This is a genomic window from Bacteroides faecis (assembly GCF_020091505.1).
Classification (GTDB): Bacteria; Bacteroidota; Bacteroidia; order Bacteroidales; family Bacteroidaceae; genus Bacteroides; species Bacteroides faecis.
This window is the reverse complement of record NZ_CP081916.1, coordinates 5,783,965-5,799,723: the sequence shown is the minus strand read 5'-3', so window position 1 is coordinate 5,799,723 and position 15,759 is coordinate 5,783,965. Positions and strand designations below refer to the sequence as shown.

The following is a 15,759-nucleotide window of genomic DNA, read 5'->3' as shown; positions in this document are numbered from 1 at the left end:
CCTGCCAACTCATAAGTCCTCGTCGTTTTCACTTGTCCCGATAAGATGTCTCACCAGCACGTTCCCCTCATCATGGATAGTAAAGAAGATGCACCAGGTGATATGCTGCACGGATTGCATCTTGAACCGGGTCCAGAAGGTATCTTTTCCGCAATACCGTTCGAAAACCCTTGGGGTTGCCGCCTTTGCCCGCGGCACGGGGGTCAGGGCACGGGCTATACGATGCAGCAGCAAGTCCGGAAACTCTTTCTTGATCACACCCGCCGGTTGGGTATGCGGATTTGCGAACAGCCGGTCTATTTCGGTCTGTATCTGTTTTTTCACTTCCGGCAGATAGCGCACATGCGATTGCGCTTTTCCGCTCGCTCCATAGGTTGAAGAGATGTCTTCCCCCGTCACCGAACGAGCCATCTCGTTCTGTTCCAGCGAGGCAAGCCCGTGGGCACGCATGAACGAATCCATTTCCGTGCCGTGCACCCGCAGGTCGATGTTTACTTGCAGCGGGGTTCCGTTCTCGTCCCGCAGCAGGGTTATTCCGTTATATTGAATCATTTGGTATTAAATGTATATGATTTTGTTTCCTCCCGGGATTGCTACCACACTATATTTTACAATTCATGGTTTTCTTGTCGTGCCTCATCCAACCTTTTTTCTTTTTATTTTTTAATCCACTCCTTCATGGTCCAGTCCCCGTCCTTGCCTGTGTCCGGGGGCACCGAGCCGCAATAGCCCGTCCGTTCAAAGAAAACGTCCCATTGGTAGTCGTCCGGCTTCACGTCATGTTCCGGTCCTACTGTATTCACCTGCATGTAGTCCGTTCCCGGCATACCTCTCAGTTCACCGCGATAAAAGCGTACCGTCACTTCATCCGTTACTCCCGTTTCATTCGTATCGCTGTTGACAAGCGTCAGCAGACTGTAGGCCGAGACGGTCAGCGGATAACACTGTCCATGCACCTTCGTGCTGTGCGCTGTCGATAGGTTGGCTATCACCGGGTGTGTATAGGGCATCAGGTTCTCCGTCCGCTCCATCCCGTTGCAACTGACCACGCTCCACACGCTTCGCGGAGTGGGGGCCGTAGCTTTCACATATTGCAGTTTTCCCGTATATCCTTCGTTGAAGCACAACCCGTTTTCCTCCGCACCCGTGGCTATGAGATACCGTGCATTGGCTGTGCCGCCGTTGAACACGAAACCGTTGTACGCGCTCCGGTAACTCTGGCAATGGTCAATCACCGTCCCCCGGCCCGTGGCGTCGAAGGTGAATGCGCCTCCTCCGGCTCCCGCATATTCCACCCGGACATACCGCAGGATGCCCGAATTGTCGTTTTCTTCCGTTCCGCCGTAAGAGATGTCCGTCCCGGCATCATCACCGTACAGTGTCGCTCCCTGATAGCTCACGGGAGCCTTTCCCAACAGCGTAAGTCCGTCCCAGCTTCCGGCCTGCTTGACGGATGCCGTCATTACAATAGGGTTTTCTTCCGTCCCTTCGGCCATGATCCGGCATCCTTTGGTGATGACGAGTGCGGCTTTTCCGTAACCCACCGCCGGAAGAGCTTTCAGCAAGGCTCCCGGCTGTATGGTCAGCGTGGCCCCATTGGTCACGAATACGGGCTTACCCAGCAGATACTCCGTATCGGCATACAATGTCTTGTCCGCACTGATTACCGCAGGCAGTGTTTCCACCGATTCACGCTCAAACATCCCGTCCTCCTGCGAACACGAGGTAAAAATGCTCAGACACATGGCGGCCACCAAGAAAAGGAAGGCGGCAAGTGCCTTCCAGCAGAGAATTGTTTCTTCCTTTGTCATGACATGTCCTATTTTAATCCCAATCAGAATTTTACCGGCACAACATCCGGCTACTTGTCAAACGCCAATGGTCCCAGTCTTATTTCAGCTTCTTCCCGTTGTAGGTAATCTGCCCCAGCACCTGCCGGGCATACTCCACGGCCTTCTGCGGCAGCGGCGAATACAGCACCTGCGTGGTGATAGCCTGCGCCTGCGGGCCTACCAGCCAGTCCAGCAGCTTTACCGTTTCTTCCGATTCCTTCTGTGTGCGTCCCCCGTAGTTCTGTTCCTGATAAAGCACCACCCAAGTGAAGCAGCTGATAGGATAGGCGTCCGCTACCGGAGAATTGGTAATCATCCCCGTAGCGTCCCCGGCACTTGCGGCGGCGGTGATGCTCTGTCCCGACGGCTGCACGAAGTTTCCGGCTGCGTTCTTCACCCACGCGCTCTGCGTGCCGAAGCTGACGGCATATTCCGTTGCCACATAACCGATACCTCCGGGGATTTTACCCACCAGTCCGGCCACGCCCTGATTTCCGGCAGCAGCCACGCCACGCGGAAAGGTCAGCAGCTTGCTTGTTCCCATTGCCGCCTTCCAGTCCGCACTTGTCTTTGTCAGGTAGTCGCTGAAGACGTAAGTCGTTCCGCTGCCGTCCAGACGGAAAACCGGATAGATTTCCTTGTCGGGCAGCTGCTTGCCGGGGTTTACTGCGACAATCCTTGCATCGTTCCATTTCACGATTTTGCCCAGATAGATGTCCGCTATCAGTTCTCCCGTCAGGTGCAGGTTATCCACGCCTTCCAAGTTGTAGGCAATGGTGATGGCTCCCATGCAGGTGGGCACCAGCACCGTCTTGCCGGGCAGGCTGTCCAGTTCCTCCTTTGTGGGCGGCACGTCAATGCCCGCAAAGTCAATCTGTTCGTTTTTCAGGCTCTTGAAACCCTTTTCTGTGCCGATGCCCGCATAGGTGACTGGAATATCCTTCTGTTCCCAGTACTTCTTGAACGCCTCGTTATAAAAAGGCAGCGGCAATGTGGCACCTGCGGCGGTGATGACCGGCTTGCGCCCGGCAGCGGTATTCTCCGAAAGTTCTTCCACCAGCTTTCCGCTGGTAAACAAGGTAGCTATCGCCACCAGTCCCGTTACGAATGACAGGCCTATGATGCCTGCCTTGAAAAATCTCTTGTTCTTCATACTTGTTCTATTTTATATGATTGATTAATAGAATTTCCCCAGTTCAATGAAACCTTGTTCCGCAAGAAAACGCTCTCTTTCACGTGATATCGGTCCCGCACCTTTGGCCATTTCCTTGCGCTTTTCCGATTCGGCAATGGCATTTTCACACTCCGCTATCAAGCCATCCAGCCCTTTCGGAATATTATACGGATTATCTACATAGCGGTCAAGTTTGCAGAGCTTTTCCGCATAATCCATCCATTCCAGCAGTTCCCCGTGCAATGCGGCATAGTCCGTGCGCTCCAAGTCGGGTACCGAAGAGTAGGGCATCCGCTTCAAGCCCTCGATATGGCAGAACAGGTTGCTGTCGTCCGTCAGCAGAAACTGCACGAAATCGTCCAGCACTTCCAGCCTTTCACGGAACCGTTCCCTGACCTGCCCGATGCCAATCATTTTGTCAAAACTTTCACCACCCTCCGGATCATACAGTTCATGGCCTTCCACCCGGTATGCCACCGACTCTTCCACATAGTCCGCTATCCGGCGGAACTCTTGAGCCAGCAGTTTCAAGGTTCCGGCAGGTTTTTCATAAACCCACTCGTTCCATAGCTGTTCGCATCTCTTTTCCAGTTCCCGGCATATCTCTTTCTCGCCGTCCAGCCCGCCTTCAATGGCATTCTTCGGCACGAAACGGTCAAAAAGCGCGATGTCGCACCATTTCAGCAGCCGTCCGCAGGCTATTCCGTAAGGAGAAGGGATGTATATACGGTCTTCACAGATGCAAAGTCCTTGCGGAAAACACGCGTTCCCGAAATAATATTCGGCGCTCTCCATTCCGCCCGAAGGGTTATCGTCCAGTTTTTCCTCCACTATGTCCGTAAAATCCCGGAAGAAAGCCGGTCTGAAAATGGTCGCCTGCCGTTTCCCGTCCGGCAGCGTGAGCACCGTATATACCCGCACGTTTTCCGGAGTGATGATGCGAACTTCATCCGTCCCCGTCCCGAAGTCAAGATTTTCATTCACAATCAGGGGCAGGACAAATCCCTTTTTTTCATCCCATTCATTGCGGTTCTTGTATCGCACGGCCAGTGCCGCTATTCCTTCCTCGGCAGACGGTACGTATGTCCTTTCCATGAAAGCGAACGGAAAGCGTACGTCACCCACCCTCTCATATATGTTCCGGATGCTTTGCAGGCTCTCCTTGAACTCGTCTTTAATCTCATCGAAGATTTCCAGAATCTTCTTTCCGGTAATATCAGTCGTTTTCATCACCTTTCTGTGTTAACACTACTATATTCATTTTCATCCATTCGGGATAGCGTTCCTGATACAGTTTATCGTTATACCGTTCTTGCAGTATGGTAATGGGCGGCATCCCCGTTCCGGCATTCTCCGGGCGCGGCTGTGTGTACCAGCCCTTGCCTTCCATCGGTTCCTCCACCGTTCCCAAATCGTAAGACAGTCCGCGTATTTCTTCCGCATATTCCAGCCATCCTTCCGGTGTGGAAGGGATGCGGGCCTGCCAATCGGGGAAGTGGCGTGTCATTTCCGGATGTACCTTAAGGCATAACTCCAGACATTCCGTCATGTACTCCGTGCGGACCTTCACTTCCTCGTTCCAGACCGCTTCCTTGCGCAGCAGAAGAATCACGTCCGTGGCCAGTACGGCAAGCGGATTGGACGGAAGTCCCCAGCGATACCGTTCACTGATGCCCGTCATCACGATAAGGTATGCCTTCTTGTCCGTAAACATCTTGTAAGGCTGGTCATTGAACTTGAAATACCGGTCAAACACCACTATATTGCCTTTTTTCTCCCGGCCTATGGCAAACGACCATCTGTCGGCCATCACCTGATGCTTGCCGATGCCCAGCACCCTTTCGGACGAATGGCATAGAAACTCGTCGTCCGTCACGCCTTTTCCGTAAAAGATGCCCGCCGTTTTCTCGTTGTGGGGAATCGGCAAGGGCATCATTACTGCCTCGCAGGGTTCCCTCCCGTTTTCCGGACAGTATTGGCAGTGCATGTATATCCGTGTTTCACGGTCACTGCATCCGGACTCGAAATCACTGCGGCTCTTGATGCGCAGTATCACGATAAATCGCCCGTTGTTTTTCGTACTGACGTCAAAGCGCCTGAATACGGGAAATTCGGAACGAAGCTCATACAGCCCGTCTCTCATTTCTTCCTTCACGCGTTTCACGTGAGCGGCGATTTCGTCTGCCGCGTCAAGATAGCGTTCGAGCAGGGAAACGCCTTTTACCTCTGTCATTCCATGAATTTTTCCCATGATTCTTTTTTGGTTTATTTGTTTTAAACAGGACATAAGACTGATGCCGTCCGGCAGGGCCGCGTGCTTCCGTCTCACGTCTGATTCTTTCCAGTCTGCGCTGTTCCCGTTCCTCCGCCTGCAGGGCATACATCTTGTCGAAGTGTGCCAGCAGGAATTGCAGCATGTTTTCGCTGAACATCATTTTCCATTTGTCACTTGCCTGTGCTGTGGCCGTTTCCGGCAACCTCTTCAGCAGTCCCTCGGAAAACTCCTTCAGCTCGCTACCCGGAATTTGTCCGGCTCCGCCGGAGAGTTGGCTCAGCAGCGTTTTCCTCTCTTTCTCTATGCCTTGCATGGCCGCCCTCAGTAGGCCGTTCTCGCTGAAAGCCTTCCAAGCAGGTTTGGCATCCTCGTAGGTCACTTGGTGCGGAACCACCGCCTCCGGCTGGAACCGGTAAGGATGCATCCCTTGGGGCAGCGCGAGGTTGCACAGCAGATGGCAGGCGTCCAGATACGGTTGTATGTCCTTGCTCCGGTAGCTGCACATCCGGCATTTCGCAACGGGATGCTTTTCTTCATACAGTTTTCTGTAGGGGCATTGTTCGTACTCGTCCAGCACGTTGACGGCATATTCCAGACTGCGGTTCAGTTTGAGCGCCAGCTTGCACATCTCTCTCAGGATACGGTAGTCCCCTTTGGGCGAATACCCTCCCATAGAGAGCAGCAGCCGCTTGCACATCAGTTCGCCGTGCAGGAATTTCAGCTCTTGATCCTTGAACGCCTGTTCGTGCGAGACGAACGAGCGTATCAGCGCCACTTCGTCGCACTCCACCCACGCCAGTCCCACGCCGTCCACCGTTATCAGGTAGATGCGCTCCCCGGCATGGGCGATGCTCCCCGGTTCCGGCTTGTCCTGCGCGTCGATGAAGTAAGTATAATTGCGTGAGAAAAACGACTTTATCTGCTTGATGCCCCAGAACGGCATTTCCTCTACCACCCGTTCCTCTGATCTCCCCGTGAAATGGGGCTTGAACATGAACACTTTCTTTTCTCCCCATTCCAGCGGCATGAACAGTATCGGGTAAGTTCCCCCGTCATCCCCCTTGTGCAGACAGACGTAGAAGAAATGCTCCTTGTCGGCCTTCCGGTAATCCCGGTGCTGGTTGGCGCGGAAAATCACCAGCCATGTGTTTCCGCCTTCCACCGTGTGCTCCACACAGCGGATGAGGGGAAAAACCACGGCGTGCATGGCCTCCCGGCGGAACTCCTTTTCCTTGGTGGCGGCAAACGCTCGTACCTTGTCGTGCTGCCTGTTCACTTCGCTGAACAGTTCCTTGCCGTCCATCGTGTCCGTTGTCATTCCTTGCCTCCCTTCTTCTTTTCACCGAGTGGTATATATAATAGTGCCGAAGCTTTTCCGGTAGAGGTTTTCCATGTTTCAGCCAGCCATTCCTTCCGTTCCAGCAGTCTCTTGCAGACTTCTGCGGGAGCGTCAATGCCCGGTCTCATCGTTTCATAACGGATTTGTTGTTCAAAGCGGTAAACGGGCAGTCCGTATTTCTTGTTGTCCCCGTAGTATTCTCCTTTCAGGAAAATGTCCGACATCGGGACATACACTTCCTTGCCGTTTTCCATTACCCCGTTCATATCCATATCGGCAAGGACGCCCAGTGTCACTTTCATGGAGTCGTCCGTCCTTTCCAACATTTCCGCAAATCCGTTTATGCTTCCCAGATAGAACGCGAAAACGGCGTATTCATCCCGCACCGGCAGGTGATAAACATGAATCGCGAACGCTTTCCAGTTCTTCTTCGTGTCTATGCGCAGCACGAAGAGAAAAAACGTAGTGTCAGAATCATTCTTCTCCCATGCTTCTCGGTCACGGTATTCCATAATCATTCCCCATGTGCATCCGGGACGGGGGGTACATTTTATTCCCACCCGAATCGGGAAGGGATCATCGCTCATGACTATCTGCTGTTCTATCATCTTCCGCAATTGCGGAACCATTGACTCCAGCGCATCCAAGTCATCGTCAAAATACAAATAGTTGTTTGCAATCCACCAGTTTTTTTCTTCCATAATGTTTATTCGGTTTAATGATTTTACTTGTCCGGAGGCTCTTTGCGGCTCCCGGAAACGACATGTAACTTTCATGTTGATAAAAAATGGCAAGAATCTTTTGATGCCATTTCGGAGTTTTACATTTGTTCTCGTTCATAATATTTATATTATTATTCATAAAAAAACACGTCATCAAGTAACATTATACCTCTCAACTGTCCGGTGTGATACCGGATATGGAATAATGTTTTCTGAAAAAAGGAAGCAGTGTGTTTCGCAACATGGCTGCTTTCCTTGTTTTACGCTCTGCATGTGTCTGAAATTGTTTATCTTAATATCACAGTTTCACAGCCAGCGGTTGCTTTGCTTTTTTCAGTCACATGTTAAACGAGCGATGTTGCTTCATATAAATTTGCTACGTTCGGCAGGCTTGTCCTTGTCGAACGGGTGACAGCTTCTCGGTATGGCGTTTCTCGGAACAACCGGAGTTGCCGAGTTTTCATCCCGTTCTTTTCGGACTGATTTTCCAAACGTTTTAATGTCGGTTAGAGATAAACTTCACCCGTCCATGTTGTATTAGTAATAATAGAATCGTTTACAATAGTTACGATACACGTATTCGCCTCTATAGGTACAGTCGTTATACATCCCTCTCGTAAGAAGTCATAAACAGAGGTTCTGTTACATAGCACGTTAGATATGCATCGTAAGATTTTCATCTTATCACTGAACTATATTATTACCAAGGAATTTGACTTATTGGTTTGCATAAAACCATGTTGCCACCTTGATGATTCTCAGAAGAATCCTCAAGCCGAAATGTTAGAAATTTGTAGTCTGAGTTTCCAATAAAAATACCAGTATCTAGATCACTCATACTATCAACTATATAATTCCCATTTTCATCAATCAAATCATATACTCCATTTACCCCATCTTCACTAAAGGTTTTATTATCTATTTGGATAAATTCCGACATCTGCCCTGCTTTCAACTTGATTGTTATTGGGTCTGTAAATTGGTTAAAGCCTAAATCTGACAGATAAACTAACAATTCTAATTTGTTATGTCCGGGAAAAGCATCAGCAGTATAGATAAAACGAATTTTAGTATATTGACTTGATTCAGGATCAGATTCTCCACCACTGGTAGACAGATTTACAAAACTCTCTTCTCCCAACTCGGTTATATTAATGGTGCTTTCCGGCACAATGGTCATGTTTTCTTCATAAAGGATTGAGCCATCGGAATTGCGAATGATTTTTAATGTGCCTTCTAAAGCATCATTTGCAATCTTATTTTCATTACGCAAGTTTAACTTCTCATCGTTAAAAGTGACGGTATATTTGTCGAAACCATTAGAAAAAGTAATATAGGGAGTGAATGTTGTATATTCATCCTCACTAACAGAAGATGCAAATGCAATGCTCCGACCTAATATTTTTAACAGTTCAATCTTCTTTCCGTCTGTCAAGGTTATTTCTTCTGATATTTCAGGAGTATCTTTCCCTGTTTTATATACTTCCAACTTTCCGGTACTATTTTCCTTACCATATATAACAAGAGCGGTCTTTTTCCCGTTATATCTAACTTCATAACCATCTGATGATCCTATAAATACTACGGTCGCTTTTATATAGGTTGTATCTATGTATTCATCATCCGTGTCACAACTTGCAAAACCAAATAAAACAACAAAAGATATAAAATAATATAGAATTTTATTCATCTTATTTCCAATAAAATAGCCAAATAGAGAAGGGGATAAATCCCCCTCTCATTTGGCTATAGATTTAATACTATTTTATTGCTTTACCCATGACTGAGTAGCCCAATTAGAACGTCCACCAATAGCACCTCTATAAGTAGTAGTAGTGAACCAACTATCCAAACCACTGAAGGAAGCACCGGAAATGGCTATAGAACCACTTCCAGGCATCAAGCCGTTATTTCCTCCCCATACAGAACCTAAGCCAATATGTGTTGCGTTATCAACAAATGAATTATTTGCTTGAGTTCCGGCAGTACCATCAATAATTTCATTACCTGCGGGTACAGAACTAATAATATTGTTAGAAAGTACGCTCGCACCTAATTGCGGAGCATCAGTGAAATAAATCCCCTTCGGGAATCCACACATGATACTGTTCACTAAAGTAAATTCAGCACCTCTACGGAAATTGGCAGCAGACTTCAAAGCAGAAGCGGCAGAACCCGTAGAAGTTCCTACAATAGTCAAGTTGCTCAATACCGGATGAGTGTAAGGAGTATGACTTGCATTAAAAGGCTTCTCATTATCACATTCAATTCCGTTAGGATCGGAAGAGTAAGTCTTGGATGCATCGATTGTAGCTACAGCAAACTGAATCTTACCAGTATAGCCGAAGTCAAAATCAAAGGCATCGTCATCAGAAGCTGTCGATACCAAATATTTAGCATTTACACAACCACCGAAGAATTCAAAACCGTCATCTTCGCCATGATAAGCTTGGCAATATTCAACAGTTGTTCCACGACCTACACCGCCGAAAGTGAAAGCGTTCAATTCATTGGCATCACCAATCGTAGCACCGGCATATTCAATACGGACATATTTCAAAATACCCGAATTATCATTGTCATCCGTACCACCATAAGAGGTATCTACTCCGGGGAAACTTCCGACTGCAATTCCTTCGATATACTGAGTCGTCGGCTGATTGATTCTTGCCTTACCCAAAATAACCAAACCACCCCAACCCAATGAAGGGGTTTCTGCAGTCATTACAATAGGATTAGATGCTGTACCTTCGGCTTTAATTTTTGCACCTTTGGTAATAACGATAGCAGTGGCATCCAAGTTATCAGTCTCATTTTCAGGAACCGATTTACCTACAATCTTAGTTCCCGGCAGAATAGTAAGTGTAGCATTGTTTGTTACAGCTACTTTTTCTTCCAAGAAGATTTCACCTGACCATTGGGTATCAGTGGTAATAAGACCGGAAACTCTCGTAACAGCACGTGTTTCACCACCGGGAGCCACTACCTGATCTTCATTGCTACAAGAGGTCATTCCAATAATGGAACCGCCTAAAACTGCGCATACTAATGCGACTTTTTTCAAAAAATGTTTCATAATGTAATTCTTTTTGAAATTAAAAATCTAAAAACCTTGTTCTCTCCCTATTTTACTGATGATAGGGTTGACATCTTTTGTTTGGACCAATCTTCTTTTTAAATTTCTCGACTGTCATAAGAAGTTTTCTTCACGTACACAATTGTAATAAAAGGTAGTCCACCCCTCTTAAATACTTACTCCTCAGTCATTACTTCCAATACATTTCTATATCAATTAAAATCTATAGCTTACCGAAAATGAATAGCTCGTACCTCGCTTATATTTGTTCAGCACCCAATCTCCTTCATTATAATTCATATCATCAGTTAAGTCTTCAAACTTTCGATTAGTATTACGGTATCTAATGAAAGGTTGATTCAGTAAATCACTGGCATTGAACTTAACCTCCAATTTTTCTTTCAAGAAACGTGCGCTTACCTGTATATCAAGCATATCACGGGAATTTTCAAATTCATCGAGTTTTTCATACGTACCGGCCATGAATAGCTTTCGCCCGTTACGGCTATAATTAATATTAGCTCCCAAAACATCTCCTTGATACATTAAACCTACGTTCACTAAATAAGGTGCCAGACCTTGTAAAGGACGTTTCCGGTCGAATGAATTGTCGGCAGGTACATAATCATCCCCAAATGCGAGTTTATTAATTTCGTCTTCCGGATTATATTCTACATTTCCCTTGATAATGCTGGCATTTGCAGTCAGATAAATATCTTTGAGAATACTGCCCGGTGCAAGGAAATCGAAAGATTTACGCAGGTTGAATTCCATACCCATAATGGAAGCCTTTTCAAGATTCACAGAAAACATTTCGTATGCGCCACCTCCCGGTCTTAAGTTTGAAATCATTTCTACCGGATCATTAAATCTTTTATAAAATCCGCTGATGGAAACCACTTCTCCCGCTTGGGGATACCATTCGAAACGTAAATCGACATTGTGGGTATAAGATTGTCTCAATGCACCCAAAGAACGGACGAAGATACGGTCATCTACATTATAATAAGTACCTACACTTAACTCACGGAAATCAGGTCTTGCCATCGTTTTGCTATAAGCGGCACGAACATTCAAATTATCCGTAATATTGTATACCGCAGTTGTGGCAGGTAGCCAGTCCGTATATTTGCGTGTGATAGTGGAATCTACGGGAACAGTAAATTCACCCTCTTTTTTCTTTTCGGTAGAAGTAAATACGCTCATATCCGTTTTCTCCATACGTACACCTGCCGTCAGATGAAGTTTCTTGAAAAATGAAAATTCTCCCATAATATAAGCAGCGTGTATGTCCTGCTTTCCATTGTAATAATCCTTATTCCCATTCAGTCCTCCGATTCCATAGCGCAGTTCACCGTTGGCAAACCGGTCAGGTGAAAATCTATCATCCACGGCAAGGCCTTCTTCGGTAACTATACCGTCACTATCAAGCATAGTCAAATACAATTGTTTGAAGTCTGCCCGTCTGAAAGAGCCTAAGTAACCTACTTTCATCTTTTGTTTGTTTCCTTCAACAATAAACGGATATTCAAGATTGGTTCCGATATTTGTTTTCTTTTCTTCCAAACCTGAATAATAAATATGCCCGTCATTGATACTTTGTGCAGAACGAGGAATCAGCCAGTCCACTAAATAATTATCATTGGGAGAAGGAACTTCTGATTTAATCAGACCTACTGTATAACGGTCGTCCGGAGCGGTACGATTCATTTTACTGAAATCCCCCATCCATGTAAATACCATATCCAGCGGCAATCTATGTTCGCCTTCCAATTGGGTTTGCCACAGACGGTTAATGAGGGGCTTACTGTATTGTTCCAATTGATAACAGTTATAACTATCGGCATCGTATCTGATACGTTCCAAATTATTGTGCGTAAACCGATTATTGAACAAGTTTCTCCATGTCACTTTATGCCCCGGACGTTCCCAACCAATATTGGCTACAGCTCCGGTTGACGTAACAAATCGGTATTGCTTCCCAGTATATAATGTATCACTTCCTGAATAGTCTATAGCAGCTAATAAATCATCCGTATTTTCTTCATGCCGATAAGTCAAGGAAGCAATGATTCCCAATCTGTTGTCATTTCCTAAATCAAAAGGCATACCTACTGTAATGGCATAGTTCTGAGTAGGCGAAGCTTTCTTCTTACCTAATCCCCAGTGGTTAGGGATGCGGGCATTCAAATTATGAATTAACTTCTTGCCTTCGTCGGTTAAAAAATTGTAATCGGCATATTGGGTATTATTATTATTCATGATTTCAAAGAAACGATCAGGATTCCAATCATTGCCATACCAGTCACGGCTATTTCCAAACAAGTAGTCACTCTTAAATCGTGTATTGCTCTTAAATTCCTTCCCCGTACTGATAGAGTTGAATCCCGTACCGATACTTACAGATACCAAAGGCTTTTCCGGTACGGAAAGCGTGTTCACCTGCACCAGTCCCCCTGTAAACTCGCCCGGCATATCGGGCGTAAAGGTCTTGGCAATCGTTACGTTGTCTATCAATGCGGTGGGTATGATGTCGAAGGAGAAATTTCGTCGGTTGGGTTCGGTGCTCGGCAGGGTGCTTCCATTTAGCTGCACGTTGTTATATCGCTCGCTCATACCGCGTACGGTCACGTATTTGCCGTTGTCAATTGTCACGCCCGACACGCGTTTCAGCACTTGTGCCACGTTGTTGTCGGCAGTTCTCTTTATCAGGTCGGAACTCACACCGTCGCTCATTGCCACCATCGCTTTCTGTTTGGCATAAAGCCCGTTGGCACTGGCTCTGTTATAGGTGGCGGTTACCACCACTTCATTCAGCATTTCCGTTTCGTCCTGAAGGATGACATCCAGCGGGGTAGTCTTTCCACCGTAAACCTTTACATCCGAAATCAGCATTTTCCGGTAGGAGATGCAGCTTATTTCTACCTTCACGTCCCGTGCCGGTATGTCTTTCAGCGTGAATTGCCCCTTGATGTCCGTAGCCGTCCCTTTCTCTTTCATCCCTTCTACAAAAAGGGTGGCGCCGGGAATGGGGAAGCCGTTGCTGTCGAGCACCGTACCACTTATCGTACCTCTGCCGCTTCTGCCTTTCGACTTGTTGTTGTCCTGATAAACGGTATAGAATCCTTTCTCGGCGTTCTTTTTATAGGAGAACTGCGTATTTTTCAAGCTTTCCGACAAGTCGTGTTCCACAGATTTCTTTTCAACGGCAGGCACCTCTACCCGGGATGTCAGCGCATTGTCATAAACCACATCCACTTGATAGGCGGATATGATGCGCTGAATGCGCTGATCCAGCTTTTCTGCGCTGTACATGCCTTTGGGCGCATTACCCTGCTTTTCGTTATCTGTCAGTGGAGTTTCAGCATAAGCGACTGTTCCACAGACTAAAGCACCGACTATGGCCAAGAATACGGCCATTGTTCTGATATTCATTGTTTTCCTCCTTTGTTTCATTTTTTAATGTTCAAAAAATTAAGTTCTATTTATGCTGCAAAACTGTGATTCGAAAGCTCTAATTTCCCTTCCCTCGCGGACATGACTCTGGCTGTTCTCCCTTTTCAGGAGAATACATTCCTCGTGCATAGGGAGTTTTCTTACCGTCCCTGCGCCATCATACTTTGTCCGATTTTAAGGGGTGTACACGTAGTCTTTCTATGGTGTACTTCGTATATCAATTCACCGGCTTATGACAATCCGGTTACCTTCTTCCTTGTATTCCGTTCCTGGATATAGCGTGCAAATCCTTTCTACCACGTCGAGGGCGGTAATTCCGTCTCTTTCGCTCGTCAAAGGTGCAGTTATCCGGCATTCCTCTGGGAATATCCCGTCTTCCACCTCCAATATCGCCCCGTACTGCTTCCTCATTTCCATCTTCAACTCCAGAAGCGACATATTGCTGAGCCTGATAGGCAAATCCCTGCCTTTCGTCCAAGCGCTTGCCCGGTCCGTATCCACCCTTTTAAAGCTGCATTCATAAGTCTTTGTGTCGAAAGTAATCTGTTGACCCACGTGTAAGGTGGCCAATAGCGTGTCTTTTCTCTGCGCACCACTCTTATTAATCATGCTTCTTACCTCAACCACACCTTCCAGTACGGTCAGTTGTCGTACATCTACGTCGGGATAGGCGCACATATCGTAAACCGTTCCTTTCACATGGGCGCTGATGCCCACACCCTCACTGATGAACGGAACCGGCTGTCCCTTCTTTACATCGAAACGTGCGCGGCCCGTCAGTTCCACACGCCGCTCATCCTTGTTATAATTTTCCGCCTGCTTCAAACAGCTTCCTTTTTCAAGTAATCCTGTGCTGCCGTCCGGAAGGCTGAACCCTTCGTTCTGCACCATTGCCACCAGTTCGGTATGGATATTGCCGCCGTCCGTCTGTTCTTCCGGGCTGTTCTGGAAATAAGAAAAGGCAAAACCCACCATGGCAGATGCCAGCATGGCGGCAACACCGCCCTTCGCGACACGTTTCAGACTATTTTTCCTTTTTTCTACCGCCATACATTTATCGTATAGGGGCGAAAGCTTTTCCAGCTCCCTGACCTGCCACTCCTGCAACGGAGCCTCTTTGTCGGACTCCATGTCGGGATTATCCAATATAATCCGGGTTATGTCCTCTGCCATCCGTTTTTCTTTCTCCGAAACGGCATCTTCTTCCAGAGACCTTTTCAAAAGCTTGCTCATATTCCGCAATGCACTTTGGTACATTTTCGGAGTGAAATCGCTTTCTTTTTTCATATTCCATCTACAGAATCCCATACGACATCTATTTTTTTATATTATTCAATTCTAAATCCTATTTCAATCTCTCGTTTCCAATCTCGCTTTGTCAACCTCACTTTATCATGCCCCTCTACTAATATTATCGTAAAAAGCGGGAGGAATCTCACGTTAATTAACGTTAATCAAGAAGTAATCTTTCAATCAATAGTGTATTAACCTATTGTAATTCAATGAAATATTATCGAAAAACTTTTTTTCGGCATCTTTCGTATTTGAACTTTTGAGCATCAAAATAAAATGCTCCCGTTCCATTTTCCCTCATCTGCCGATTTTCCGACTTTATCATTTCTCCAGTACCGTTTCTTCAATGCCACTTCTTCAACCTCACTTTATCAATCCCCCTTTATTAGTATTATCGTAAAAAGCGGGAGAAATCTCACGTTAATTAACCTTAAACAGAAAGAAGGCGTTCAAGTGCACTTCAATCACAAAATCAGTGCGTATCTTTTACGGACATACTCACGCCATCTGTTATATATTTGTAACACAACTACATATAAATCAATAAAAATAAAGCTTTTTTCTGATATGGGCGATTATTTAATAGCAATGA

At 46.6% G+C, this 15,759-nt stretch carries 11 protein-coding genes; all 11 read right to left on the bottom strand.

The window, feature by feature from the left end; genetic code table 11:
* Window positions 1-9 precede the first annotated feature (9 nt).
* On the bottom strand, window positions 10-552 hold the full coding sequence (locus tag K6V30_RS23060) for a hypothetical protein (RefSeq protein WP_070612785.1): 543 nt from the start codon (window positions 550-552) through the stop codon (window positions 10-12).
* A 104-nt stretch (window positions 553-656) separates the two neighbouring features.
* Window positions 657-1,811, bottom strand: a complete 1,155-nt coding sequence (locus K6V30_RS23055; RefSeq protein WP_070612787.1) for a hypothetical protein — start codon at window positions 1,809-1,811, stop codon at window positions 657-659.
* Window positions 1,812-1,890: 79 nt separating this feature from the next.
* Complete coding sequence (pstS, locus tag K6V30_RS23050; protein WP_070612789.1) at window positions 1,891-2,985, bottom strand: phosphate ABC transporter substrate-binding protein PstS; 1,095 nt, start codon at window positions 2,983-2,985, stop codon at window positions 1,891-1,893.
* Window positions 2,986-3,009: 24 nt separating this feature from the next.
* The gene (locus K6V30_RS23045) at window positions 3,010-4,236 is read right to left on the bottom strand and encodes a hypothetical protein (RefSeq protein WP_070612791.1); all 1,227 of its coding nucleotides are present in this window, start codon (window positions 4,234-4,236) and stop codon (window positions 3,010-3,012) included.
* The gene (locus K6V30_RS23040; protein ID WP_141758173.1) at window positions 4,223-5,257 is read right to left on the bottom strand and encodes a hypothetical protein; all 1,035 of its coding nucleotides are present in this window, start codon (window positions 5,255-5,257) and stop codon (window positions 4,223-4,225) included. The genes K6V30_RS23045 and K6V30_RS23040 overlap by 14 nt, the downstream gene beginning before the upstream one ends.
* A complete protein-coding gene (locus K6V30_RS23035) occupies window positions 5,196-6,599 on the bottom strand; it encodes a hypothetical protein (protein WP_070612796.1) in 1,404 nt (467 codons plus the stop codon). Before K6V30_RS23035 ends, K6V30_RS23040 begins: the two co-directional genes overlap by 62 nt.
* Window positions 6,596-7,321: a hypothetical protein gene (locus K6V30_RS23030; RefSeq protein ID WP_141758174.1), complete on the bottom strand. Its 726-nt coding sequence runs from the start codon at window positions 7,319-7,321 to the stop codon at window positions 6,596-6,598. The genes K6V30_RS23035 and K6V30_RS23030 overlap by 4 nt, the downstream gene beginning before the upstream one ends.
* Before the next feature lie 721 nt (window positions 7,322-8,042).
* A complete protein-coding gene (locus K6V30_RS23025) occupies window positions 8,043-9,032 on the bottom strand; it encodes a hypothetical protein (protein WP_070612802.1) in 990 nt (329 codons plus the stop codon).
* A gap of 75 nt (window positions 9,033-9,107) precedes the next feature.
* On the bottom strand, window positions 9,108-10,418 hold the full coding sequence (locus tag K6V30_RS23020; protein ID WP_070612804.1) for a hypothetical protein: 1,311 nt from the start codon (window positions 10,416-10,418) through the stop codon (window positions 9,108-9,110).
* Between the two features lie 216 nt (window positions 10,419-10,634).
* On the bottom strand, window positions 10,635-13,853 hold the full coding sequence (locus K6V30_RS23015; RefSeq protein ID WP_224207210.1) for a TonB-dependent receptor: 3,219 nt from the start codon (window positions 13,851-13,853) through the stop codon (window positions 10,635-10,637).
* Between the two features lie 243 nt (window positions 13,854-14,096).
* Window positions 14,097-15,182, bottom strand: coding sequence for a FecR family protein (locus K6V30_RS23010; RefSeq protein WP_070612808.1), 1,086 nt, complete (start codon window positions 15,180-15,182; stop codon window positions 14,097-14,099).
* Window positions 15,183-15,759: the final 577 nt, after the last annotated feature.

Excerpts from the sequence above, each read along its gene's own strand:
- K6V30_RS23060 (WP_070612785.1), bottom strand. The coding sequence starts at position 552 with ATGATTCAATATAACGGAATAACCCTGCTGCGGGACGAGAACGGAACC.
- K6V30_RS23055 (WP_070612787.1), bottom strand. The coding sequence starts at position 1,811 with ATGACAAAGGAAGAAACAATTCTCTGCTGGAAGGCACTTGCCGCCTTC.
- pstS (WP_070612789.1), bottom strand. The coding sequence starts at position 2,985 with ATGAAGAACAAGAGATTTTTCAAGGCAGGCATCATAGGCCTGTCATTC.
- K6V30_RS23045 (WP_070612791.1), bottom strand. The coding sequence starts at position 4,236 with ATGAAAACGACTGATATTACCGGAAAGAAGATTCTGGAAATCTTCGAT.
- K6V30_RS23040 (WP_141758173.1), bottom strand. The coding sequence starts at position 5,257 with ATGGGAAAAATTCATGGAATGACAGAGGTAAAAGGCGTTTCCCTGCTC.
- K6V30_RS23035 (WP_070612796.1), bottom strand. The coding sequence starts at position 6,599 with ATGACAACGGACACGATGGACGGCAAGGAACTGTTCAGCGAAGTGAAC.
- K6V30_RS23030 (WP_141758174.1), bottom strand. The coding sequence starts at position 7,321 with ATGGAAGAAAAAAACTGGTGGATTGCAAACAACTATTTGTATTTTGAC.
- K6V30_RS23025 (WP_070612802.1), bottom strand. The coding sequence starts at position 9,032 with ATGAATAAAATTCTATATTATTTTATATCTTTTGTTGTTTTATTTGGT.
- K6V30_RS23020 (WP_070612804.1), bottom strand. The coding sequence starts at position 10,418 with ATGAAACATTTTTTGAAAAAAGTCGCATTAGTATGCGCAGTTTTAGGC.
- K6V30_RS23015 (WP_224207210.1), bottom strand. The coding sequence starts at position 13,853 with ATGAATATCAGAACAATGGCCGTATTCTTGGCCATAGTCGGTGCTTTA.
- K6V30_RS23010 (WP_070612808.1), bottom strand. The coding sequence starts at position 15,182 with ATGGGATTCTGTAGATGGAATATGAAAAAAGAAAGCGATTTCACTCCG.